The organism is Cytobacillus purgationiresistens (assembly GCF_030813235.1).
Classification (GTDB): Bacteria; Bacillota; Bacilli; order Bacillales; family Cytobacillaceae; genus Cytobacillus; species Cytobacillus purgationiresistens.
This window is the reverse complement of record NZ_JAUSUB010000003.1, coordinates 184,722-208,707: the sequence shown is the minus strand read 5'-3', so window position 1 is coordinate 208,707 and position 23,986 is coordinate 184,722. Positions and strand designations below refer to the sequence as shown.

23 protein-coding genes and 2 pseudogenes are annotated in these 23,986 nt (G+C 39.1%); 14 read left to right on the top strand and 11 right to left on the bottom strand.

Annotated features, from left to right (window positions below):
• Window positions 1-11 precede the first annotated feature (11 nt).
• From J2S17_RS05190 to pcaC, 4 genes are all read left to right on the top strand, one after another.
• The gene (locus tag J2S17_RS05190) at window positions 12-944 is read left to right on the top strand and encodes an NAD(P)-dependent oxidoreductase (protein WP_307472591.1); all 933 of its coding nucleotides are present in this window, start codon (window positions 12-14) and stop codon (window positions 942-944) included.
• Between the two features lie 123 nt (window positions 945-1,067).
• Window positions 1,068-1,268: a hypothetical protein gene (locus J2S17_RS05185; RefSeq protein ID WP_307472589.1), complete on the top strand. Its 201-nt coding sequence runs from the start codon at window positions 1,068-1,070 to the stop codon at window positions 1,266-1,268.
• On the top strand, window positions 1,261-1,815 hold the full coding sequence (locus J2S17_RS05180) for an MBL fold metallo-hydrolase (protein WP_307472586.1): 555 nt from the start codon (window positions 1,261-1,263) through the stop codon (window positions 1,813-1,815). The genes J2S17_RS05185 and J2S17_RS05180 overlap by 8 nt, the downstream gene beginning before the upstream one ends.
• A 269-nt stretch (window positions 1,816-2,084) precedes the next feature.
• Window positions 2,085-2,465 carry a 4-carboxymuconolactone decarboxylase gene (gene pcaC / locus J2S17_RS05175; protein ID WP_307472584.1) on the top strand — a complete coding sequence of 127 codons (381 nt, stop codon included), beginning with the start codon at window positions 2,085-2,087 and terminating at the stop codon, window positions 2,463-2,465.
• A gap of 102 nt (window positions 2,466-2,567) precedes the next feature.
• Here the strand turns inward: pcaC and J2S17_RS05170 are convergent, their stop codons facing one another.
• From J2S17_RS05170 to J2S17_RS05145, 6 genes and pseudogenes are all read right to left on the bottom strand, one after another.
• Window positions 2,568-3,761, bottom strand: coding sequence for an iron-containing alcohol dehydrogenase (locus J2S17_RS05170; protein WP_307472580.1), 1,194 nt, complete (start codon window positions 3,759-3,761; stop codon window positions 2,568-2,570).
• A gap of 11 nt (window positions 3,762-3,772) precedes the next feature.
• Window positions 3,773-5,194 (bottom strand): aldehyde dehydrogenase family protein, encoded by a 1,422-nt coding sequence (locus J2S17_RS05165; RefSeq protein ID WP_307472578.1) that lies wholly within the window; start codon window positions 5,192-5,194, stop codon window positions 3,773-3,775.
• Window positions 5,194-6,594 carry a hypothetical protein gene (locus J2S17_RS05160; protein WP_307472577.1) on the bottom strand — a complete coding sequence of 467 codons (1,401 nt, stop codon included), beginning with the start codon at window positions 6,592-6,594 and terminating at the stop codon, window positions 5,194-5,196. Before J2S17_RS05160 ends, J2S17_RS05165 begins: the two co-directional genes overlap by 1 nt.
• Before the next feature lie 184 nt (window positions 6,595-6,778).
• The gene (locus tag J2S17_RS05155) at window positions 6,779-7,774 is read right to left on the bottom strand and encodes a LacI family DNA-binding transcriptional regulator (RefSeq protein ID WP_307472575.1); all 996 of its coding nucleotides are present in this window, start codon (window positions 7,772-7,774) and stop codon (window positions 6,779-6,781) included.
• A 321-nt stretch (window positions 7,775-8,095) separates the two neighbouring features.
• A pseudogene (locus J2S17_RS05150) lies at window positions 8,096-8,759 on the bottom strand (vWA domain-containing protein).
• 366 nt (window positions 8,760-9,125) lie between these two features.
• The gene (locus tag J2S17_RS05145) at window positions 9,126-9,698 is read right to left on the bottom strand and encodes a competence protein ComK (protein WP_307472573.1); all 573 of its coding nucleotides are present in this window, start codon (window positions 9,696-9,698) and stop codon (window positions 9,126-9,128) included.
• 707 nt (window positions 9,699-10,405) lie between these two features.
• Here J2S17_RS05145 and J2S17_RS05140 point away from each other — a divergent pair.
• The 9 genes and pseudogenes from J2S17_RS05140 to J2S17_RS05100 all read left to right on the top strand — a co-directional run bounded on the left by J2S17_RS05140 (window position 10,406) and on the right by J2S17_RS05100 (window position 18,831).
• Window positions 10,406-10,528 (top strand): hypothetical protein, encoded by a 123-nt coding sequence (locus J2S17_RS05140; RefSeq protein ID WP_307472571.1) that lies wholly within the window; start codon window positions 10,406-10,408, stop codon window positions 10,526-10,528.
• Between the two features lie 411 nt (window positions 10,529-10,939).
• A complete protein-coding gene (locus J2S17_RS05135; RefSeq protein ID WP_307472569.1) occupies window positions 10,940-12,673 on the top strand; it encodes a T7SS effector LXG polymorphic toxin in 1,734 nt (577 codons plus the stop codon).
• A gap of 10 nt (window positions 12,674-12,683) precedes the next feature.
• The gene (locus tag J2S17_RS05130) at window positions 12,684-13,115 is read left to right on the top strand and encodes a YrhA family protein (RefSeq protein WP_307472568.1); all 432 of its coding nucleotides are present in this window, start codon (window positions 12,684-12,686) and stop codon (window positions 13,113-13,115) included.
• 417 nt (window positions 13,116-13,532) lie between these two features.
• Window positions 13,533-14,656: pseudogene (locus J2S17_RS05125) on the top strand (IS110 family RNA-guided transposase); the annotation flags it as partial.
• Window positions 14,657-14,731: 75 nt separating this feature from the next.
• Window positions 14,732-15,010, top strand: coding sequence for a hypothetical protein (locus tag J2S17_RS05120; protein ID WP_307472566.1), 279 nt, complete (start codon window positions 14,732-14,734; stop codon window positions 15,008-15,010).
• 19 nt (window positions 15,011-15,029) lie between these two features.
• Entirely contained in the window at window positions 15,030-15,335 is a 306-nt protein-coding gene (locus J2S17_RS05115; protein ID WP_307472563.1) for a hypothetical protein, read from the top strand.
• 564 nt (window positions 15,336-15,899) lie between these two features.
• The gene (locus tag J2S17_RS05110) at window positions 15,900-16,292 is read left to right on the top strand and encodes an SMI1/KNR4 family protein (RefSeq protein WP_307472561.1); all 393 of its coding nucleotides are present in this window, start codon (window positions 15,900-15,902) and stop codon (window positions 16,290-16,292) included.
• 748 nt (window positions 16,293-17,040) lie between these two features.
• Entirely contained in the window at window positions 17,041-17,709 is a 669-nt protein-coding gene (locus J2S17_RS05105) for an LbetaH domain-containing protein (RefSeq protein ID WP_307472559.1), read from the top strand.
• Between the two features lie 261 nt (window positions 17,710-17,970).
• Window positions 17,971-18,831, top strand: coding sequence for a DUF6612 family protein (locus J2S17_RS05100; RefSeq protein ID WP_307472557.1), 861 nt, complete (start codon window positions 17,971-17,973; stop codon window positions 18,829-18,831).
• A 472-nt stretch (window positions 18,832-19,303) separates the two neighbouring features.
• On the opposite strand, the gene J2S17_RS05095 is transcribed toward J2S17_RS05100, so the two are convergent.
• Window positions 19,304-19,552 carry a YkuS family protein gene (locus J2S17_RS05095; RefSeq protein WP_307472555.1) on the bottom strand — a complete coding sequence of 83 codons (249 nt, stop codon included), beginning with the start codon at window positions 19,550-19,552 and terminating at the stop codon, window positions 19,304-19,306.
• Window positions 19,553-19,644: 92 nt separating this feature from the next.
• Here J2S17_RS05095 and J2S17_RS05090 point away from each other — a divergent pair, with 92 nt between their 5' ends.
• Complete coding sequence (locus J2S17_RS05090; RefSeq protein WP_307472553.1) at window positions 19,645-19,806, top strand: YuzL family protein; 162 nt, start codon at window positions 19,645-19,647, stop codon at window positions 19,804-19,806.
• Between the two features lie 103 nt (window positions 19,807-19,909).
• On the opposite strand, the gene lsrF is transcribed toward J2S17_RS05090, so the two are convergent.
• From lsrF to J2S17_RS05070, 4 genes are all read right to left on the bottom strand, one after another.
• Window positions 19,910-20,698, bottom strand: a complete 789-nt coding sequence (lsrF, locus tag J2S17_RS05085; protein ID WP_307472551.1) for a 3-hydroxy-5-phosphonooxypentane-2,4-dione thiolase — start codon at window positions 20,696-20,698, stop codon at window positions 19,910-19,912.
• Between the two features lie 200 nt (window positions 20,699-20,898).
• On the bottom strand, window positions 20,899-21,249 hold the full coding sequence (locus J2S17_RS05080; RefSeq protein ID WP_307472549.1) for a cupin domain-containing protein: 351 nt from the start codon (window positions 21,247-21,249) through the stop codon (window positions 20,899-20,901).
• A gap of 26 nt (window positions 21,250-21,275) precedes the next feature.
• Window positions 21,276-22,835 carry an autoinducer-2 kinase gene (gene lsrK / locus J2S17_RS05075; protein WP_307472547.1) on the bottom strand — a complete coding sequence of 520 codons (1,560 nt, stop codon included), beginning with the start codon at window positions 22,833-22,835 and terminating at the stop codon, window positions 21,276-21,278.
• The gene (locus J2S17_RS05070) at window positions 22,836-23,771 is read right to left on the bottom strand and encodes a sugar-binding transcriptional regulator (RefSeq protein ID WP_307472545.1); all 936 of its coding nucleotides are present in this window, start codon (window positions 23,769-23,771) and stop codon (window positions 22,836-22,838) included. It lies immediately after the preceding gene.
• Window positions 23,772-23,986: the final 215 nt, after the last annotated feature.

The window sequence follows — 23,986 nt, the reverse complement described above, 5'->3', positions numbered from 1 at the left end:
TGAGTGACAACATGATTTCAAAGGGAGCTGAATTAATGAAAAAGGTTGGTTTTGTTGGTGTTGGTAAAATGGGGAGGTACATGGCAGAAAATTTGCTGGATTCAGGGTATGAATTAACTGTGTATGATACAAATTCAGATGCAACAAAACCGCTCAGAGAAAGGGGAGCAGTGATTGCTCACTCTATACAGGAGTTAGGTGTGCAGCATGAAGTTGTCATTACGATGGTGCCTAATTCTTCGATTGTTGAGTCGGTGGTTTTGGGCGATGGTGGTTTGCTTCAATCGATGAAAACAGGCGGGACGATTATCGATATGAGCAGTTCCTATGTGCTTAGTACGAAAGAGCTCGCTCAAAAGGGGAAGGCATTAGGCATCACCTTGATGGATGCACCCGTTTCTGGCGGTATGAAAGGGGCAAAAGAAGGATCGCTGACAATTATGGCGGGGGCTGATAAAAAAGAGGATTTTTTGAAAGCGCTTCCTATACTTAGGAGTATGGGGGAGAAAGTAAATCATGTCGGCTCAACGGGCTCAGGGCATGCGCTTAAAGCAATTAATAATTACCTATCGGCCACTTCTTTATATGCGACGACCGAGGCTATGATGTTAATAAAAAAGTTGGGAATAGATCAAAAGGTAGCACTAGAAACAATTAATAGCAGCTCAGGGCAAAGCTTTTCTACACATTATAAGTTCCCTTCGTTTATTTTGCCGAGAAGCTTTAACTCGGGTTTTTCATTGGATTTATTACTTAAAGACGTAGGGATGGTCACGAATATAGCGAAGGATATGAAGGTGCCCGTGCTTTTAGCTTCCCTTGTTGAACAAATTTATGAAGGTGCCAGCATAAGTGGGGATGCTGAACAAGATCATACCGAGATAATAAAGTTCCTAGAAAGAATGTCAAATGACAGACTTCAAAATAAGGAGGCCTTTACGTGAGTATGATTCCTGATAAAGAAGTGCAAGATAGTCAATCGGCTTCGCAAATTAATTCTACCTCGTAATCTGTCGATACAATTATCGAAAAATTGTCGCTGACGAAGGCGCATTATTTCGTAGTTATTGCAGCCGCTCTTGGCTTTATATGATTACTCATGTACAACAGGAATGAGCAGGATGGCAGCCGATCAATTAGATGGGACTTTCATAGAGATGAAGGGCATTGGGCATTTTCCAATTTCAGAGAACCCGAAGGTATTTTTGCAATACTTTTCTCCTGTCCTAGAGGAGATTTCGAAAAGAGGAGTAGCTGCTTATGAATGACACACCTGCTTATGAGGTGTATGCCATAAAATATGCAACACGTGAAGTAAGATGCAGCGAGCATTTTTATGGTGCAACCGATCCGCATGAAGATTATTCGATGCCGATGGATTACTATATTTGGCTGGTAAAATCCGAGAATCACATACTTGTAGTAGATACTGGATTCAATGAACAGGTTGCAAAGGAGCGAAAGAGAACCTTTTTAAGATGTCCGCTTACTGTATTGCCTAAATTAGGGGTAGAAGTGAATACGGTCTCGCATGTGGCAATTACTCATATGCATTACGATCATTTAGGGAACGCTGAAAAGTTCCAAAATAGCCAATTCATTATTCAAGAATCTGAAATGGCGTTCTGGACTGGGAGGTATGCTTCTAAAAAACAATTTAAGCATCATATCACAACAACTGATGTTATTCATTTAGTTAAAGAAAACTTCAATGGGAAAGTACAGTTTGTAAACGGCAGCAAAGAGGTATTGCCCGGCATTTCCGTCCATAGAGCAGGAGGGCATTCGGCTGGTTTGCAAATAGTCGAAATCTAAACTGAAAAAGGGAAAGTTATTTTAGCATCGGATGTCACACATTTCTATAAAAATATAAAGGATGATCGCCCATTCTCAATCGTTTCCAACTTGCCTGAAATGTTTGATGCCTTTGGTTTAGTCAACTCTTTAGCCACTTCAGATGATCTTGTAATTCCTGGACACGACCCGATGGTAATGGATCTATTTCCAGCTCCAAACGAAGAGTTGACCGGAGTCGTAGTACAAATCGCTTAAATATAGTTTTTATAAATGAGAGGAGAATGATTATGAATAAAGAAAAATTTGAAAAAGGTCTAGAAATCAGAAAAAGTGTATTAGGTTCAGATTATGTGAACAAATCCATTCAAAACGCAGATGACTTCAATAGGCCTATGCAAGAGCTGGTCACTGAATACTGCTGGGGCGAGGTGTGGGCAAGGCCAGGTTTGCCAAAAAAAACAAGAAGTATAATCAATCTGGCCATGATCACTGCTTTAAATAGACCGCACGAGTTAAAACTCCATGTAAGAGGTGCAATAAATAATGGATTAACAAAAGAGGAGATTCAGGAAGTGTTTTTACAGACTGCCATTTATTGCGGTGTACCTGCAGCGATTGACAGCTTTAGATCGGCTAAAGAGGTCTTTGAGGAAATGGAGAATGTTTAATGATTAAAATACCTAAAGCCAGCGTTTGTATAGCTGGCTTTAGGTCATTATGTCTATCTCTTATCATTCAATTCATGATAAGAAGTAACTAGGGGGTATTCCTTATATAATCGAGACGCTGCTTTTTTCAACAACCTCCCCATCAAAAGCCGCCCGATAAATCCCATAAATATCCTCTTCCAATAAAGCCATCGGACTCCGAGCAAGAATCCGTGTCTGCTTAATCGCATCTTTCGTTAATGGAGATAATGCCTCCTCTTCAATATTAAATCCTTTCAAAGAAGAAGGAATGCCAACATCCTCAACCAATCGCTTCAATTCATCTACACATCGGTATGATGCTTCTTCTTGAGAAAGGTTGGTAGAACTGAATCCCATCGCATCGTAGATATCCTTCATGCGCTTTTCGCAGCTTTGGCGAATATAGCCCATTACATATGGAAGCAAGACGGCATTGGAATCTCCGTGTGCGATATGGAATTGGCCGCCGAGTGGGTAAGCTAATGCATGGACACCTGCTACTCCGGCGTTGAAAAAGGCAAGTCCGGCTAAATAGCTTCCATAGCTTAAGTCGATACGGGCTTGTTTGTCATCGCCGTTAGCGACGGCGGTGCGGATGGATTGGCTAATTAATCGAATCGCTTGCAATGCTAAGGCATCGGTCACTGGGCTGGCATTTTTTGAAATATAGGATTCGATGGCATGTGTGAGTGCGTCTACTCCAGTTGCAGCCGTGACTTTTGGCGGCAGCGACATGGTTAAAGCCGGATCAACAATGGCGACATCGGCTAGTAAATAGTCATGAGTAACAACATCTTTTGTTGTCTCTAAAGATAGGACAGAGATGTTTGTGACTTCTGATCCTGTCCCAGATGTAGTTGGAATCAGGATGGAGGGTAGACCCTTTTTTATAATTTGTTTTGTGCCGGTTAAGTTTAAGTAGTCTGCGACATTGCCTTCATGGACAGCAATTGTGCCTGCCAGTTTCGTAAGGTCGAGTGCACTGCCGCCGCCAACGCCAATGACCATATCAAATTGATGATCCCGAGTGTAGGCAACGAGTTTTTCACCAACAGCAAGCGGTGGTTCGGGTACAACTTCTGTGTATACATCGGTTGCATATCCTGCTTCTTCTAATGGTACAGTGACTTTATCGGTTAAGCCGATGTCTTTTAAAAATGGGTCGGTGATGATGAGAATTTTGTTGACATTGAAGCGTCTTACTTCCTCAACAAGATGGGATAGTGAATCCCAGCCTGTATAGCTGATTGGTGCAAATGTGATTTTTTCAGACATGTTGGTCACTCCTAGTTTTTATTCCAGACGATGAGTTTGGTTTCAGTCATTTCGTGGATGGCATATTTTAATCCTTCTTTACCTGTTCCGCTCTCTTTCACTCCGCCGTAGGGCATTTGATCGACTCTGTAGGTTGGAATATCGTTGATCATGACGCCGCCGACTTCCAATTGTTCAGATACTTTGAATGCAGTGTTGATATCATTGGTGAAAATGCCTGCCTGCAGTCCATAGCTGGAATCATTGATGGCTGCGATGCCTTCTTCAATAGAAGAAATACGATTAACGATGACGATAGGTGCAAACACTTCCTGACAGGAAACCTTTGCTGCAGCGTCGACATTAGCTAAAATTGTTGGCTGGAAAATGCCGTCTTCAATTCTGCCTCCAGTTAAAATGACTGCTCCTTTTTCAACCGCCTCGTTAACCCAGTTGAGTGCACGTTCTTGTTCTCCTGGATGTATCATCGCAGATAGATCGGTTGATTCATCCATTGGGCTGCCAATCACTAACTTCTTAGTTGCTTCTGTGAATGTTGAAACAAATGCTTCATATAATTCTTCCATTACATACGCTCTTTGCAGGGATATGCAAACCTGCCCTTGATTGGAGAATGCTCCGGTAACGCATTTTGGAATAATCTCATTCAAATCTACATTTCTATCAATTATTAGCCCGGCATTTGAGCCCAATTCAAGTGCGACTTTTTTCAGTCCAGCTTTATTTCTGATGCCAATGCCGACCCCAGGGCTGCCAGTGAACGTAATCATTTTTACAAGATCACTGTTAACAAATGCGTCTCCGACGGTTTTTCCGCTACCGGTCACTACATTAAAGGCTCCCTTTGGTAGCGCGGTTTGATCGATTAATTCTGCTAAAAATAATGCAGAAAGCGGTGTTTGTGAGGCTGGCTTTAGCACAGTTGGATTGCCGGATGCAATCGCAGGACCAACCTTATGCGCCACTAAGTTTTGCGGGAAGTTGAATGGTGTAATGGCAGCGATGACGCCGATTGGCTGTTCAATGGTATAGCCAAAGCGGTTCGCTCCGTTTTTTGCCGCATCCATTGGAATCATTTCTCCGGTATGGCGCTTTGCTTCTTCAGCTGCAAATTTATAGGTCTCAATCGTGCGGTCAATTTCGCCAAGCGCAAATTTTATTGGTTTGGCTGATTCCATTGAGATGATTTCCGCTGCTTTTTGACGATTTTCGATAAATAACTGTGTAAGCTGTTCCAGAATAGCAGCACGCTCATAAGCAGTTAGTTTGGCCATTTCTTCTTTTTTACTATGTGCCACTGAGATGGCTTCGTTGACTTCTTCTTCTGTTGCCTGCGGAATATATGCAATCACTTCTTTTGTATATGGGGAGAGAAGGTCAGCATAGTTCGCTGAATCCTTCCATTCTCCATTCATGTATATTTGTTTCTTCATTAACTCACCTTCTTATCTTGATTTTGATCTTGTGGTACTGCATCTTTTGTAAAAGTGTTGTCGACTTCACCTTTGAAGAAATCTTTTCCATAGAGCAAGAAGCAAAGGATGATTCCGACGGCGAAAGCCCATGCAGCGCCTTTAATGCAGAGAACAGCACCGATGATGCCGGCAACACCGAGATCCTTCTGGCTGCGTGCTTCAAGCACACCCACTTTTACACTGACATAGCCTTGAACCAATAAGGTCAATGCCATGGCCACACCTAATATGGGTTCTACTAAACTAACAATTGGCAATAGAAGCAGTCCGGTATTTGTACCCCAGCGGAAGGAACCAACTCCGCCATAGAATGAATCCATTGCTTTTCGTCCCTTTTTGAAGCGCTCAACCATCACGACTTGCATTGCTGTCCATGATGGACCGGCCATTGTTACATCAGGACCAAGGATACTCATCACACTATTGCGTATACCGAAGATCCAGTGCGCTCGGCTTGGATTATATTCCACTTTTTCATCAGGACGGCCAGCTTGTGCATCTTCAACCAATACCTTCGTTTGCAACACATCGCCAAATAATACAATATAAGCGGCTAAAACAGTAGGTAAAGCGGTTACAAACATCATAAGCGGCGGCAAGCCTAATCCGAAGACAGTGTATTCATTCCATAATGTAATAAAATCTGGTGATGAGAAACCCCATTCGATTTTTGGCCATGGTGCCTCGCCGAATATTGGCGCAATGAATACGGCCAGTAGGATAACTGGGAAGATGCCCAATTTAGCAATCAGTCCCAAGAAACGGTTGCGATTCTGGAAAGTAATGAAATGTTTTGAGAATAATAGATAGAAGCCAAGACCAATGGCAATTGAAATTGTCCAAGGAAAAGCTTCAAATCTGCCGCCAATTTGGAAAACAGAAATGACTGCGGCAAGACCTGCACCTAAAATTACCCCTGATTTCATAGCGGGCGGAATATAGCGAACCACCTTGGCTGCAAGGCCGGATGCCCCGAGAAACACCGATAAAATACCTAATGTTAACTGGAAGGATATGAGTGCGTGCACTCGTTCAGGACCTTCCGGGAATTGCTGGCAATATAGCATGATCAATGGTATTGCCGGAGTAATCCAGCCTGGTACAGCAGGATCACCAAGTAAATGATGCAATAAATAAAAGAGTCCGTTTAATACAACAATGGCTAGTGCAACTTCAAATGGCATGCCGAGCAGTTCCATTAACAGCGGTATAGCAGCCAAATCAACGGCACACATTAATAATCCTTGAATATAATCAGGCAATTCGAAACGATAATGAATAAAGGGTAAGCGAATTTTAAAGGGTCCAGCGGGTATATGCGGAGATTCTTCCCCGTATTTTCGATTCTTCCATTTCATGAACAGTAATCCTCCTAAATTTAAGTGTAAACCCTTACAAGATGGAATTTTTAAAAAACTAACGTCGTTATGAATACGTAACCATTTTGATTATGTATAACCCCGTGACCGTTCAATTCGTTCACGAGGATAGATTATGGGATTGCTCTTCAATGGTTACGTATTCATTTCTTTGCTAAAAAAATTACTGAATTGCCTTTGTTGTATTTCTATTGAATACTTTAACAGATTCAGTGATTTTTACGCAACTATTTTTTTTATTTTCAATCATTTTGATTAATTCGCAAATCGCCAAATAGCCTAAATTCTGCTCGGAAATGCTGCCGACAGTGGTCAGCTGAATCAAGCCATGACTGCTTAAATCGACATTATCAATGCCTATTACACTTACATCTTGCGGTACGATTAAATTTTCTTTAGATGCATCATCAATTAAATTCATTGCTATTGAATCGGTTGCAGCACAAAAAGCAGTAGGGGACTGTTCTAGAGACATCATTCTTTTAAAGGCACTCGTGATATCGTGCTTGGAAGTGTCGGTGTGAATGACATATTCTTCTAGCAATTGATGATGATGATCCTTCATTGCATGCAGGAATCCTTCATAACGATTGTTAAACGTGCTGACCGTTAATGGACCGCCGACCCAGGCAATGCGGGTGTGTCCCAGGTCAAGCATATGCTTGGCTGATAAATAGCCCGCTTCGAAATTATCAATCTCTACAAAATGTTTGTTCATTTTATGCTTGCGGTTGTAAGTAATAAACGGCAGATCCATTCGTTCAAACTTCTCAAAAATCGGATCATCGATGAGAATGCATGACATAATAATGCCGTCCACTTTATTCTCGACCGCAGAGGTATACGCCTCATTCAGCTTCTGGTCATTCACAAATTGAACATTTACCCGGTACCCCTTATCATTCGCATAGTTTACGATCGCTGTTGTCGTATCGACGAAAAAAGGATTATGCAATGGGCCAGACAAAAGTGCAATCGTATTCGTTTTATTCTGCACAAGCGACCGCGCATGGCCATTTGGTATATAGTTTAACTCATCAATGGAAGCCATCACCTTGTCAACCGTAGGCTTCTTAACAAGATCCGGGGTATTCATTACTCGGGAAACAGTCGTCTGTGAAACGCCCGCATGTTTTGCGACATCTTTGGATGATACCAAGGGATTTTTCCTCCTTATGATTTAGTGGTGAGCGGTAATTGTAGATAATAAAAGCAGATTAATTAAATACTTTACTTGAGGGGATAATGACTTAGTTAATTCTATCAGATATTGGAATGGGGGAGAAGTGAAATGAGGGATTCACTCCCTCATTTCTCAATGTTTATGTAAAATCATTCATCTATCTATTAGTCCATTTTCATTTAATGGTTTGCTCATGTTGGTTACTAGCAAATTAGGTTTCATATGATCAGTTAATAATAAAATGATAGGTGTCTGCCAATCCAAAGACTTTGAATTAGCAGCTTATACCCTAAACTCTTAGATTACTTTTTTCTCCTTAGCTTTTTTAAGCCAGTCTGGAAATTCCCCTAGAAGCATTTCATATAATTGTTCGTCAGTTGTGGTTTCTATTTTGTCGATGTGAAAGAAGTTTGCGTTATCGATAAATCTGCCTTCCATCGCATCAAGCTTTTCCAAAATCTCAAAGTTGGAATCGCCAATTCCTACGAACTGCCAAAAAAGTGGTTTATTAGAGGAGGATACGACTGGCTTCTTGATTGTCCTTTTGCATCCGCTATCATTGATAAAGACGATAAAAGCTGGGTCTGCACTGGGTCTTCCACCGTATACTTTTGGATTACATCGTCCATTACTGGAGGCTCGTCATTTCTTCCAAACTTATGAATAAGATCGTTGTTTAAAATATAATCATCTACGTACCCTTCAAAATCTGCTTCTGTTACAGGTTTCAGTCTGGAAAACTCGTTATCATAAACCCATACATCCAGTGAACCGTCATCATCAAACTGGCTTGCAACTGCAAGAATTCTTTCTACTACCTTTTGAACCGTACCATTTTTATATAGGTGGCGCATCGACCCGGAAATATCCAGAACAAGTGCCACTCTTGCTGTTACATTCGTAAGTTTCTTCTTCTCCAGTACGATCCCGGCTGATTTTTTAATAGACTAATTGAGCTCATGCTGCCAGTTCCCCCTTTTAATAAGAATCACTTAAAAATTTAACATATATTCATTTAATTACTTTTTAGAAAAACTGGAGACAGAATTCTGGTGACTGACACCTAGAGCATTAAGAACGATTGCAGGTAATAACTTTATTCGAATATAATAATAAAATTAACATCAATGATTCAGCATTATTAATTATTCTTTAAAGCCAGCCTTGGAGTTAAATCTGCAAGGCTTTAGGCATGCTTAAATATCGTATAATCTGAGCTGCAGTGGAATTAAATAAGGATGAGGGAGTGATGTAATATAATAGAAGTTGCGAAACATACCTCGGCAAGCATAAGAAAAGAATGTTTTTTAAAGTATAATCGTATCATTCATACCTTTTCACCTTCATATTCATATTCTTTTTCAAAAATATCAAAGTTGTATTTGCCGTTTTTTTCTTTTGTAATCTCGTAGCCTTTTTTTGGCCGTAAGTAATGTGTCGTGGGATTGCTGGCATTTTTAGTTGTAATCTTAATTAATTGATCCGCCATCTGCACTTTATTGTTAAATGCCGTTACTTTCAGATCAACCTTGATGGAGTGACCGTTGCTGAAAACTACTTCTGTTTGTCTACCGATTTCGTTCGTTTTAAAAATATGGTTAGGGTTAAACCAGATACAGTCGTCCTTATGAGGTGATTTAATTGGAAACATGCAAATGCCAAGCGTTGGATTTAAAATGATAGGGGGCTTATTTCGTTTGCCAAGAATGGACCTTGCTCCCTTGATCGCACCCTCGAAATTAAAGCCAATTCTGTTTAGAGTAGCATCCAAAACCTGTATAGGCTTTCTTTCAGCAAGAAAGGTCCTGTTTTCTTCCACGACTCTCGTGAATAGGCTCCCATCTGACTGATACTCTCCTAAAATGAATACTGTGTGTCGGTTGACAATATGATCATTCACAATATACAATCCTTCACCCCATTTTCGAATTTGAGCCTTGAATATTTTTCGAATAAGGATATACTAACACGGTTGGTATATCCCATGCTCCAGCAAGAGCGTTTGTCCGGCATGACAATGATCGCTCATGGCGTTAAATATACATCTTCTTCATTCATTCCCCCTATCTATAACCTTCAACCAGTTCACTACGAACTACAAATCCCGTTGAAAAGAAATAGCCACGAATTCATAGTAGGTCAAAAGACTCTAATTCATCATAGCAATAAATTTCGATGAAATGAACCAAATTATGACATAAGTTTTGAAAAATTGATATTTTTTGCTAATTGGTGAATATTTCAGTCAAAGAGAACCACTTTTTCAGACAAATTGAGCATGTCACGGCAAAAGGGAGCACTGCTTACTGTATATGGCCGACACTAGTGCCAAGTTATGATGACAACAAATAGAGTCACCAATTCTGGTACCTGCCCCCCACGATTTTAAAAAAGATGTATATGGTTGTAAGTGAATAACTTTTGGAAAAAACTAAATAATGTTTTTGAATTCTCTTGGCTAATAAACAGGAATCAGAGCGTAAAGTAATGGGTTTTAAGAATTAAAAAATAGTTAACATTCACTCAATATTGAGGACGCTTCCAAAAGTTGCGAAAATTAGTTATGTTGATAATCTACATATTTAATTTATTGAGAGGTACTGTGGGGTGAAGTACAATGAAAGTATTGTATACGGAAGAACTATATACTCAGGGCCAAGAAACCGAAAAGTAGGAATGGATATTCAATCCGTGATTTCATTGGATGACGGCTTAAAAGGCGAAGGGTGACAGGAAACTGGTACCTTACCCCCAGGGCTTTAAAGCATGAAAGTGTGAATTTTGCCATCAAAATGTGACACCTGTGCCGAATTTTTGAGCCACTTGAGACAAATTCTAGTGACACCTCTTCCATCATAAGAGCCACTCTGTCAATGTCAATCGACTAGAAATACAGTGAATGTGTTCAATCTTCTTGACGGTCACATGTTCCTCTTTCCTCAAGACAGTGCTTTTTTTTTATCTGAGGAAATAGCTCCTGTATAAAAGATTACCATATCTTTTATGTGAGAGTTTTTTCTTATATAAAGGATAGTATAAAAGAACCTAAAACAAGATATTCATTGGTCCAATATTGAGCAAACTTCCATATGTTGCTAAAATTATAAAATAACACATATTAGAAGGTTCACAGATTGAGAAGTGATTGAGAGGTGGAGTACATTAAAAGTACTAAATACAGAGGAACTACATTCTGGCATTGAAGAAACGGTAAAGGATATCTCTCGATTAAATAATCAATTAAATCAGATTGAACAAAATATCGAGTCCATTTTGGCTTTGGAAGACAGTCTAAAAGGGGAAGGTGGCCAATCCATTCGCCAGTTTTATCAAGAGGCACATCTACCCTTTTTGGCCTATTTTACGAATACGCTAGAAGACTACGAGCGAACATTGCAGGGCTTGCGCCAAGACCTGCATGGACTAGAACCCTCCTCAACGGGCGTCATCCACCAAGGCTTTATAGAAAATGATGTGGAGCAGGGGCTCCGAAAAGCAGAAAACCTCACTATGAATTTGACAGAGGATGGTAATGCGACGATCCAATCAGTCAGTGATATTGTATCACTGCCAAGGCTCAGCGCCAGTGAGTTCATCAAGCAAGTGAAACAAGCTAGCAATTATGCGGAAAACACCCTGCAAAAGCTACATCTATTAGACCGCAGCCAAACATCGAAGCTGGAAACCGTCGAACAGGATATTCGAACATTAAATCAGACTGTTAATGAAATCAAGGGCCTCTTTCAAACTGGGAAACTAAGCATTTCTCAGTACAAGCCGAGCCAATTGGGCATTCAACTGGGCGGATTAAATATCCCCAACTTCAGCAAGCTTCTAGCATACGGACCAATGCAGGTCACTCACCCAGCACAGACCATGGTCCTAAATACAGAACAATATCGCGTAGCAGGAGCTGAAGTCAAAGACGTAGAAGAAAACCAATCTAAACTGGGCTGGCTCTCAACCGGGCTTGATGTCGTTCCTGGAATCTCAAATCTAAAATCGGGTGTAGAAGCCATCTCCGGCAAAGACTTCATAACCGGCAGGGAAATCGGCAACCTAGAAAGAGCAGCTCTCGTCGCCGCCATTTTTGGAGGCCCGCTCGTCAAAGGAACCACCAAAGTCGTCAAATGGGGAGGCAAACATCTCAGCAATCTCAAAAACTTCGTCAACCCAGACAAAATCAAATCAGCGACCGACAGCGTCTTTCAAGCCGTCACGAAAAGCTTCAACAGCTTAAGAAATACCGCCACCGAACTAGGCAGGAAGATCCGGAACATCCGCATTCCTACACCGCAATTCGTCATGGCGAATGGAGCACATATTCCATCTCCAACACTTGGGGAAAGAGCGCAGAGTGTGAGAGATTCTATTGTGATGATTGCTGGGAAGGTAAAGGATGGGGTTGGTAAGGGTACGGGTGAAGGTGCTGAGCACGTGGGTAGGTTAAAAGGAAAAGAAGTATTACTAAAGGACATCTTGGAAAAAGAAGTATCCTATACAAAACGTGATCGAGAAGAGTTCAAGCAATTGCGAAAGAAATTTAATAGTTCTGAGAGAAAAAACTTTCTACAAGATTTAGCAAGTGATGAGAAAAAAATAAAACAACTATTTGATGCAGGTTTAACAGAAACAGATATTAAAAATCTAAAAAGTGGATTGGTACCAGATGGATATCAGGTTCATCATAAACTACCTTTAGATGATGGAGGAACAAATGATTTCATAAATTTAATCTTAATTAAAAATGACCCATATCATAAGGTTCTTACCAATTCACAAAAGGGTTTAACAAAAGGCATGAAAGTTGGAGATTCAATTAATATTAAATGGCCAATCCCAGAAGGATTTATATATCCAAAAACTAAAAAATAGAGGTGAGAACATGTTTCTAGATTTACTGGCTGATATTGAAAAAATCAAAAACCGAGATGGAAAGTCAATTATGTTACCTGCGAGCAATGAAAATATTCAAACCATAAAAGAATGGATTTCAAGAAACATAAGTGAAAATCCATGGATAAGTGAATACGAAAATTTTTTAAAAAAAGTAAATGGGTTAGAATTTAATGGACTAGTTATCTACAATGCGAAACATGATGATAAAAATAATGGTTTTATTGGAGCAAATGAAATTTGGCGAGATAATGAATGGGATAGTAATTATTTGTTTTTTGGAGATTCAAATATTTCTTGGTATTGCTTGGATATAGACAATTATGTATTCCTCGAACTCGATAAGCCGAGTGGGGATATAGTGGAGGAACATAACAGTTTTGAAGAAATGATCAATGAAGCAATGAAGAGTGTTTTGTAGTACATTAAAGGTTATATTTTAATAGAAAAAAGAATTTACTTAAAAAACCTTGAATGGCTTAATCCATTCGAGTTTTTTTATATTATTAGATAATTTCATATTGGGGTACCGTCAGGGTAGCATCAGGAAAATGCGGATTTACAACGTTAAGGAAATTATATTAAAAAGCCCAATTTCTCAGCATTAAATTGAGAAATTAGGCTTTTCGTTACTCCAGAAAAGCGCCCTTGTATTGAATAAGAATTTTCTTCAAATCGAGACGGATTGGCATATAACGTTTTCGCATTCACGAACCCTGCGAGCCTTAGAACGAAGTTCTTAGGCTTGCAGGGTTGTCGCCTGAATCTGCTTTCCTGCTTCTTCTCCTGGCGACCAAGGGGCTCGGAGAGTCCCGCAGCGTGAATGCTACGTTATGAAAATAAAACGTCCGCTTTCTCTACGTTTTTACTGGATATTGATAAACTGATGGAAGAAGGGCTAACCCCTGTATTTGGTTTAGAAGATGTCGGAGGCTATGGAAGAGCGTTGGCTCAGTTTTTAGCAGAACATGGACAAGTTGTAAAAGAAGTGAATCCAGCGCTTTCATATGCTGAACGAAAAAGCCATATGACCACACAAAAAAGTGACAGTTGGGATGCAGAATGTGTGGCACGAATATTGTTGAACAAACTGAACCATTTACCTGTCGCGAAACCGAATGATTTATATTGGCGATACAACAATTGGTTACTAGAAGAAATGCATTAGTAAAGGTACAATGTGCTTTAAAGAACCAACTGCACATTCAATTGAGCCATCATTATCCAAGCTATAAGAAGTTTTTCTCAGAGGTGGATGGAAAAACAGCACTAGCATTTTGGGAAAGGTACCCTTCACCATCTTGCTTAGAGGGTGTGAGTGTAAAACAATTGACCACCTTTTTATTAGAAGTCAGCAATAATACTTGTTCGGTGAAAAAAGCAAATGAAATATTAAAGCTAGTAAAAGAGGATGGGAATACAACAAAAGAATATCAGGAGACAAGAAACTTTTTGGTAGAAAGTATTGTGCGCCACATTTTATTTGGAAAGCAGGAAATTGGCAATGTGGAAAGCGAATTAAAAGAGTTAATGAGCTTACTAGACTTTCAACTAGATTCCATGCCAGGGATTGACCTTGTGACAGCTTCAGCACTAATAGCTGAGATAGGTGATGTAAGACGCTTTCCAAATGCCAATAAATTAGCACGATTTGCGGGGATTGCGCCTGTTTACTTTGGGTCTGGTGGGAAAGGCAAGGAACAAAAAAGTAAACAGGGAAATCGGGCGCTGCACGCCTTATTTTACAACTTGGCAGTGCAACAAGTGCAAGTAGCAAAAGGGAGTAAGCTACCTCGGAACCCAGTGTTCCATGCTTACTACCAAAGGAAACTAAAAGAAGGCAAAACAAAGGGGCAAGCTTTGGTTTGCATAATGAGAAGGCTTGTGAATATTGTTTACGGCATGATGAAGCATAAGACAGCCTATATATTGCCGATAATAAAGGAAAAAGAAGTAGTTTAATAATGTTTTAGATGGTGAGTTTTTTTATTTTTTGCTTTTAAGATTACAACATAGGGTACGGTAAAACCTAAGTATGTGCCTAAGGATACCAATGGGGAAAAATTAGGCTTACCAAGAAATAAAGATGGAAAAATGGTAAACGGTACTTCTCACATACCGGAATCTATGAATCCACACACTCAAATTGGGATTAAAAAAGGTAGAAAAGGAGAGTATTTTCAAACACTTGAGTGGGGAAGAAATGGGAAGCCGATTCAAAGGACAGACTGGACCGACCATGGGAGAGGGGACCATGTAAACCCACATTCACATCCAGCTATTTTTAAGGATGGATCATGGAGCTTTAAAGAATAATTCTTAGAGGAGTTGAATTATGGAATTAAAAGAACCAGCTTTTATGCTAAAGCTACGTGGTAGTGAATTTTTTAATGAAGAGCTTTCTTGTTTAGGTTGGCAATTTGCAGAAATTTTAATATCCCTTAAGGATTATACAAAAACTCATGAATGGTATATTTTTGATGTATTAGGAACTAGTGAGTCATCTCTTCGCGATTTGTTTCCCAAGAATCCACAGGAACTTTGTATTGTACTATCAACAGATGAATTGATAGATAAAGTGAAAAGAGTAATACAATTTGAGTCAGGAGTATTCATAGCTGTTCAAAAAGGGAAAAAATAAATTGGGATTTCGACCATTTACCCGAAACTGAAGAAAGTGAGGGATTACAACATCCATTAGCAGAAATAGAAATTCGAACTTTTGATTATTCATTTTTTGAGATTTACGGTAATAATATTGAAGTGGAAAAAACAATTTTAAATCATTTTAGGGAATATTAAATTTTAGAATATAGGCTTTATTAACCTTGATTGGCCATATGCCTTTCAAGGTTTTTTATGATTTATTAATGTTATGGTTAAAATTTTCCCTTCTTGAATCAAAAGCTCATGATGGTAAGGCAGACATATTAGATTGGTTGCAGTGACTAAAAAGTAAAACTACCAGACTTACTACTCGATTTATTTTGAACAATAGAATGACAAAGCTCGTAATGCTAAAGATGGTAACCATACAGGCACATAAAGCTAGTGAACAAAAAGAAATTGAGGATTCTTGAGTGTGTCAAAACGAAAATGATTTATTTGAGAATTGAGACCTCATGAAGGTTGTACCATCATGGAGTTCTTTTTAAATACTTGGATTACGTGATTGTAACGAGAATTGGGCGAGATGACATATTACATGGCAGGAGTAGTTGGAAAACAGATTGATTATGTTCAAGATAGCCTAAAGTTAAAATTGCCAGAAAGTTATAAGTGGTTTTTAAATAATTATGGGTCTGGTGGTTTATATGGTGTAGATATTTTAGGAGTGGCTAAGTCTAATATTGCTACTGTTGTTATTGAAACGGAGAGTTATAGGGATTTAGGAATGAGTGAGAATTTAATAGTAATTGAAGATATAGATGAATATGCTTATTGTTTAGATACAAGTAATATGGAGAATAATGAGTGCCCAGTAATAGCTTGGAATAAGCAAGGAGGACTTGATGACTACAATACGGCAGAAAATTTTTATGAGTTTTTATCACAAAGGTTATTGGATGCAAAAGAAGCTTGGGAAGAAGATTTTTAAGATAGATAAATAGAAAGAAATTATAAATGAGATTAAAGAAAATCAAAAACTCTTGATGGTTGTACCATCAAGAGTTTTTATAATGATATTTTGTTTTTGAAAAATTGTACTATAGTTAGGCGAGATTACATTTTATCTACTGAAGTATTGTTATAGGGAACAGGCCAAAAAATTAAGAAATTAAACAGGATTGTTGGTTTAAAGTGGAAATAGTAATTCAGTATTTTATATTGCACTTGATTCCCTATTAGGTAACAGGTGTTTTTCGTTTTTTTATGAGAAATTTATGCTTTGGATAACATGAATGATGCTTTACTGAAATTCATAGCTCATGAAGGTAGTACCGTCATGGAGTATTGATTTTATATTTGGATTTTGTGAGATGTACGATAAACAGGTGAGATGATAAATAAGGGATAACGTGAAAGGATAGGCTTTTGCTACCTGGGCTTACAATCAACCAAGCATCCCCGCTAAGTGAACCAAATCTTTAAAGCAAAGAGGGAAAGTAAGAACTGTCCCTTTGCTTCACAAGGAAGATGTGGATAGAGCAGTTGAGGAGGTTAGAACTGAATAACTCTATACGAATGTGAAAGAGGATGGAAACGCGACGATCCAATCAGTCAGTGATATCCAGTTCTGTATGGATAGGAATAGTTACATGATTTCATAATTTTTTTAAAGATAGTCCATTCCTTACTCAATCAATTTGCATAAAATGCAAATAGATTGTTAAGGAGGTGATTAATTGGGAGAAAAAAAAGGATCAAACTATAAGCACTCTCACGGTTTTGAACCCTTCATTAGTCCAAGCCCTATTACTTCATTTAATCCAGTTCAACGCTTTCCTAAAATAGATAAAACAGCATTTATCAGTCAGTTTTCTAGTGTCATAGGTGATGTTACTATTAGAAACAATGTTTATGTAGCACCTAATGTCAGCATACGGGCGGATGAAGGAACCCCTTTTTATATAGGTTCTAATACAAATATTCAGGACGGAGTAATTTTACATGGTTTATTAAATAAAAGGATTCCGGTTGGGGGAAAAAGGTATTCGGTGTTCATTGGAAATGAAGTAACCATTGCTCATGGTGCTCTTGTCCATGGTCCTTGTTATATCGGAGACAAAGTATTTGTTGGTTTTAATGCGATTGTTTATACCGCAATTGTTGGGAGAGGCGCATTTATTTCGTATAATGCAGTAGTAACAAATGGCGTTCGAATTCCACCTAATAGGTTCGTACCACCTGGAGCTAATATCGATTCTCAAGAAAAAGCGGATGCACTTTTGCCAGTACCAAAGGATAGCATGGAATTTGCACAGGATGTTCAACGAGTCAATCAGGAATTCCCCGCATCTTATCATCTGTTATTTGGGAAACATCGGTGCTCCTGTGGATTAGCCTATGACTAACATAAAATGTGAAATGTATGCTTAGCAATGCGAAGCTGTCCTTAGGGCAGCTTTTTAATTGGTTAGGTTACATAAGTGGATGAGTGCAAAAAATGGAAAGGCTAAAATACAGGTACCTGACCCCCCTACAAAACTCTTCCTCATGTAAAACTATATACCTAGTGTGAAAGTTACAATTATGATCAAAATTGTAAAATATCATCATATATTTTCAATTTTATTATATTATGTATATATTCTATAAAAAGGAGAAATGTAATAATGAAATTTAAAAAGTTATTAGCTATTCCTTTTCTAGCATTGCTTGTGACCTTAGGTGCTTGTGGCCAAGAAGCGACAACTGTTTCAGATGCTGGAAAATCTAACTCGGATGAAAAAACGCAAACAAATGAAAAATCTCTTACATCAGAAGAAGTATTTGATCAAACGATTGCGGCTAGCAATAAGTTGAAAAGTGTATCTGTGAAAGTCGACAATGATCAAGCGATTACCTCTAGTAGTAACTCTGAAACAATGAAGGTTAAATCAACCATCGATATGGATCTTATTCATGACCCAATTGCACTTTATCAAGTGATGTCGCTAGAGGCTCCAGGAGAAGAGCCTGTGAAATCGGAGACTTATTTCACTGATAAAGGATTTTATATGTTTGAGCCAACGGAAAAAATGTGGGTAAAGCTTCCGGAAACCATGTCTGCTGAGATGATAAAAGCAACAGAGGAGCAAGGAGATCCAGCAGCTGAATTGAAAAAGATGCAAGCCTATGTTAAGGAATTTAAGTTTGAGCAAGACGATGCTTCGTATTTCTTAACACTTAGTGCTTCTGGTGATAAATTCAATGATTTAATTCAAGAAGAAATCTCAAAAAGCTTAGGTCAAGATTTAGGGGTAGCGCTTGAAAATATAGATATAAGTGATTTGAATTTTAAATATACAATTGATAAAGAAAGCTTTAATTTAACTGATATGGTCATCAACATGACTATTAAAACGGTTGAAGGTGAAGAGGAAGTAACGATGAAGCAAACGACAAATGCTACATTTAGTAACTATAATGGTGTTGATGAAATTACTATTCCAGAAGACGTCATCAAGACTGCAGAAGAAATAGAGCTTCCATAATAATTAGCTATGCATTCTGGTGCCTGACCTCTAAGGCTTTAAAGCATGAAAGTGTTGAGTTTTTTATAGATGAGGAATGATTAATGTGAGCCACATGGATTTTGTTTTTTAACCGTGTGGCTCTTTTTTTATATTAAAATATTTTCGTAAATTGCAATATTCAATGCACATATGATGAAAATCTGTGAAAGGTTGTAAATTTGGTACCTGACCCTCGCCTCTTTGGACAAGTATCGTTGAAGATGTGGAGGATACTTTTGTAAGCAGCCAAAAACCATCAAGCGTTTAATATGAAAATAACAAAGCTTTATCACTCAAATTAGCCGTAAAAACAGCATATTTATTAGCAAAGACAATAGTTATTGTCCAATGTTATTAGATGATCAGCGTAGTATTACACCAAAAAGGATCATGTAATGGAGCAGTCCCCCATCAAATGATCCCTTTCTATCTAATCTTTAAGATAATAATCTTATTGAAGCCTTTCCTCGATTTCTCTGCAAACTTCATCTGCAGACAATCCGCTTGCCTCGATGATCGGGGAAGGATTTTGAACATCCTGCATTCCCATTACGTTTGAATCTTGTCCTGTCACCACGACTGCTGAATAGCTTTCATTTTGGCCAGCTTCATTATTTAGTTCTACAACATCATATCCCTTTTCTCTAAGAGCATCCGAGACATTAGAAAGAGATTTTTCTACCGCGATTCTTTTTGTCATTATTCACACCTCCTCTAATTGGATATAATTCCATTTTTAAGGGGAATTTATTCCTTGTATGCATTAAATTTTTGAGCAATGAGAGAAGGTATGTGAAGAGGACCAAAAGGGAAAAACGCAAAAAGGTTGATTCAAAGGCTGGTTTAAGTTCTCCAGAGGTAAAAGGACAGGGGACGACAAATAGTGAAACCGGGTCGATGAGTATTTCATCCGCCCGTCAAAAAAGAAATAGTGTAGTCAAATGCAGATACTGAAACAAAATACCCCTTGTATGAATCGGCTTCGACTTCTAAGCCCTTCATACAAGGGGTTTCTGTTTAAAATTGTTTGTGTACTAAATTTATTTTAAATGATAAATCAAACCTTCGCCTTAGCAGTCTCCTCATACATCTCCACAGCCTCATCCACCGACTGTCCTCCATGCACAATACTATGGATCCCTTTAATCATCGCCAATGGATGGTTCGATTGCCATATATTCCGGCCCATATCGACGCCGGCGGCTCCTTGCTGCATGGCGTTGTGGGTGATTTCGAACGCTTGGCGGATCGTATCGAATTTGGGTCCGCCTGCAATGACGACGGGGACAGGGCAGGTGGTTGTTATTTTTTCAAAGTTGTCGCAGTAGTAGGTTTTCACAATGTCGGCGCCAATTTCAGCTAGAATACGGGAAGCGAGGCTGAGGAATTTGGCATCGCGTTTTTCTAATTCCTTTCCTACAGCTGTGATTCCGAGGACAGCTAAGCCATAATCATGCGCTTCTGTTACTGCATTTGCTAGATTGGTTACTGTTTGTGTTTCATTTTCACTTCCTATGAATGTTGAGACCCCGACGCCTACAGCGTTGTAACGAATGGCTTCCTTAATGGGTGTGACAAGATTTTCATTGGATAGGTTGTTTAATACACTGGGACCCCCCGATATTCGGAGAGCAATGGGGGTTGTTATGTCCTCTGGAAAGCTGGATTGAAGGGCTCCACGCGTTAAAAATAATGAGTCGGTATACGGTAATAATTCCTTTACGGTTTCATATGGATTTTCCAATCCAGTGATTGGTCCTAAAAAGTAGCCGTGATCAATGGCCAGCATGACGGTTTTACCATTTGGAATAAGCTTATTAATACGGTTTTGTAATCCCCAAGTCATTAGAATCCCTCCTGTTTTTATAAGGCTCTTTTCTAAAAGATTGTTGTTTTTTCATAGGTTTTGATAAGACAAATTTTTGAAAAAAGTTGATTGGAGCGGAAGGAGGCTCACCGCCCGCCCCGCGGAAAGCGAGCACCCTGAGAAGAAATCAACCACTATTGTAAAAAGCAGCAAAGTATACGAAAACAGCCTTTTATAAACTACCTTGGATTATCAATCGTCACTGAATCTTTTTCCTTTATATGCGGTGACTTAATAAAAACGGCTTTGAAGTTCTTATCGGAATGGTTTACTAGATAATGCGAATCGCCTTGGTGGCACTGAATCATGTCACCTGGTTTTGCAGGTACTTTGACATTATTAATATAGAAGTTTATTTCTCCTTCAAGGATGTAGAAGATTTCTTCGCAAGTAGTATGATAATGGTTTGGGAAGTCTTGATTCGGTTTTAAAACGACGACACCTAAATCGACATTGGGTCCTTTTGTTAAGTATTTCGGTCCATTGTCGCCGAAGCGGTATTCAAAATCATTTTCATTCACTTTTTTCAAATTTGTGCACGCCCTTTCTGCGGTTTTTACACACCAGGTGCTTTCCACATATGTTCAGTCAGTCCTTGGTCAGCCAATTTTAATTGCTCAACATAGACTGAACGCCATTGTCGAAAAATTACCTGGTATTGCTGATGGTTTTCTAAATCTGGCAGATATGTTTTTTCCCACTTTACTACTTTTTGAACAATAGCTTGAATGCTTGAATACAGGCCGGCAGCGACGCCTGCATACATAGCTGTTCCAAGTGCAGCCGTTTCTTTGATAACCGGAACCTTTACAGTGATGCCGAGAACATCTGCTAATATTTGACCCCATAATGCTCCCTTAGAGGCCCCGCTGGTAAAAATGACCTCCTTAGGATAAAATCCGGTTTCTTCTTCAATCATTTTTAAGTTTCCATAGGTGAGGAGGGCGGCATTTTCTTCTAATGCACGAAAAAGCACTTCTTTGCCTGACTTTTCCGGTGAAATACTTAAGTTAATAAAAGAGGGTGAAGCATGACGCCATGAAATATAAATCATGACATCAGAGAAAATCGGTATGACTCCATGAGAACCAACAGGAACAGAATTCGCTTTATCTTCAAGAATGGAATATACATCTTCACCGGATCGAAGCGCTTCTTCTTTTTCCTGTTCGCAAAAGGTATCCCGAAACCAGCGCATGACTAGCCCTGGTGAGAATGCGATTGTTTCAATCTGCCATAAATGAGGCAGTACATGACAGTTGGTACGGATTCGGCCATTTTTAGAAACGAATGGCTGTGAAACATTGACTTCCTGCTGCCAGAAGGACCCGCCAGAAATAACGGTTTGTTCAGGCTGTATGGCTCCGACGCCAATTGAAGCCATTTGAGCGTCACCTCCGCCAGTAACAATCAATGTATGTGGCGACAATTGCACCTCATTTGCAACGCTTTCTTTTACTTTTCCTATGATGGTTCCTGCTTCGTTTACTTGTGGGAATAGATGATCTTTAACACTGCATATTTGCGCAATGGATTTTGAATATTTTCTATCCAGCAGATTTAGCATGCCTGTTGTACAGCCATTAGAGGGATCGATTTGAAGAACTCCGGATAGTTTATAGAGTATCCAATCATTAATCATTGTGATGGTATGAGCCTGTTCATAGAGGTCGGGCTTATGATTCTTCAGCCATAATAATCTAGGCAATGCTCCTAGCGCAAAGGTCTGCCCTGAAAGTTTGTATATACTTTCTTCCAGACTATCGTCTAATTCTTTTAAGTCTTTCACTTCTTCAGATGCTCTAGCATCAACATTTGAGCATGCCCAAATTTCGTAACCGCTTTTATTATAGAGCACGAAGCCCTCACGCATGCTTGTTGCACTAATTGCCTTTATGCTGGATGGGTGTATATGGTTTTGTTGAATCACTTCTTTCATACATTGCTTGACGAGAGGCCAATTGTTTTCCGTGTCAAAATCCATTGAGCCGGGGTAGAGCGGGTCCACTTTATGCACCCATTCGTGCTGAGCCACTCCAGCCTGTTCGCCGTCTTGATTAAAAAGAACTGCTCGAATACTGCCAGTTCCGCCATCCAATGCTAATACATACTCCATTTAATCACCTCCTAGTTTCATTAAAGCAGCAGCGGTCTCTTCGTCTGTAATCAGAGTCGAGATATATTGACCCTTCAATGCACCGTATATCGCGTTTACCTTTTCCTCACCCCCTGCAACGGCTATGACATTCATTTCCTTCAATTTATTTAAAGAGGCTCCGATTAATCTTTTATGTAAAGGCAGATCGATAATCTTTCCCTCTATATCAAAAAATTGTCCGAGAATATCGCCAACGGCTTGTTGGTTTCTTATATAAGCTAATTCTTTAATCGTTAACTTTTCTTCAATCACAATGGTGGAATCATGTGCCAGACTGCCGATGCCAACGATTACGTGCTTGGCTAGAGAAGCCAGATCTAAAATATCAGCCACAGAGGGTTCAGTTAATAATAATCTAGCCATTTCATCTGTGGAGGCCATAAATGGAGCGGGTATGGCGAATATTTTCCCTTGGAAACCTCCTTCGCTATGATGGTTTCGGTTTTGAAAATAGTGATTAACACCCCCAGTAAGTGTCACAATGGAAATATTTTTTGCTGGATCGATAGATAGCTGGTCAACTGTTTGCAGTGCAGCTTGGCCCCAGCCAATTCCAATAAGGTCGTTCTCAGTGAGGTTGCTTTGTACAGTTTGGGCAGCAGCCTTTGCTAATGACTGTCTGATATCTGCTTTGTTTTTTGGTGCCGGGATAATGTAAGCATCCTTTAGTTGAAAATGACTAACTAATTTTTTTTTGATCTCTAAGCAATTGGCTTCCATTCCATAAATATGAAATTGGATGATTCCTTCTGTTTTTGCTTTTTCTAAGTGACGTACAACTTGATTGCGCGTTAGTCCGAGATAGTCTGCGATTTCATTTTGTGTAAGGTCTTCTTTGTAGTAGTACCAGGCTACTTTTGTCAGCATGCTTTTCGAATACACATCTTGGGCCATGACCATCCTCCATTCAACAAATGTATATGAGCGTTACAAATGATTATTAATTATTTTTTTCCTTCGCTAGAAATTCTTATAGTCAATGAATATTACATTCATGCCAATAATATGATGACTGTGAGGATTAAATCATTTCTTTCAATGATGCAAAAATATAATGAATATCTCGTCAAGTAAGCAAATGTAAATGAAATGTCAATTTGTTTATTTAA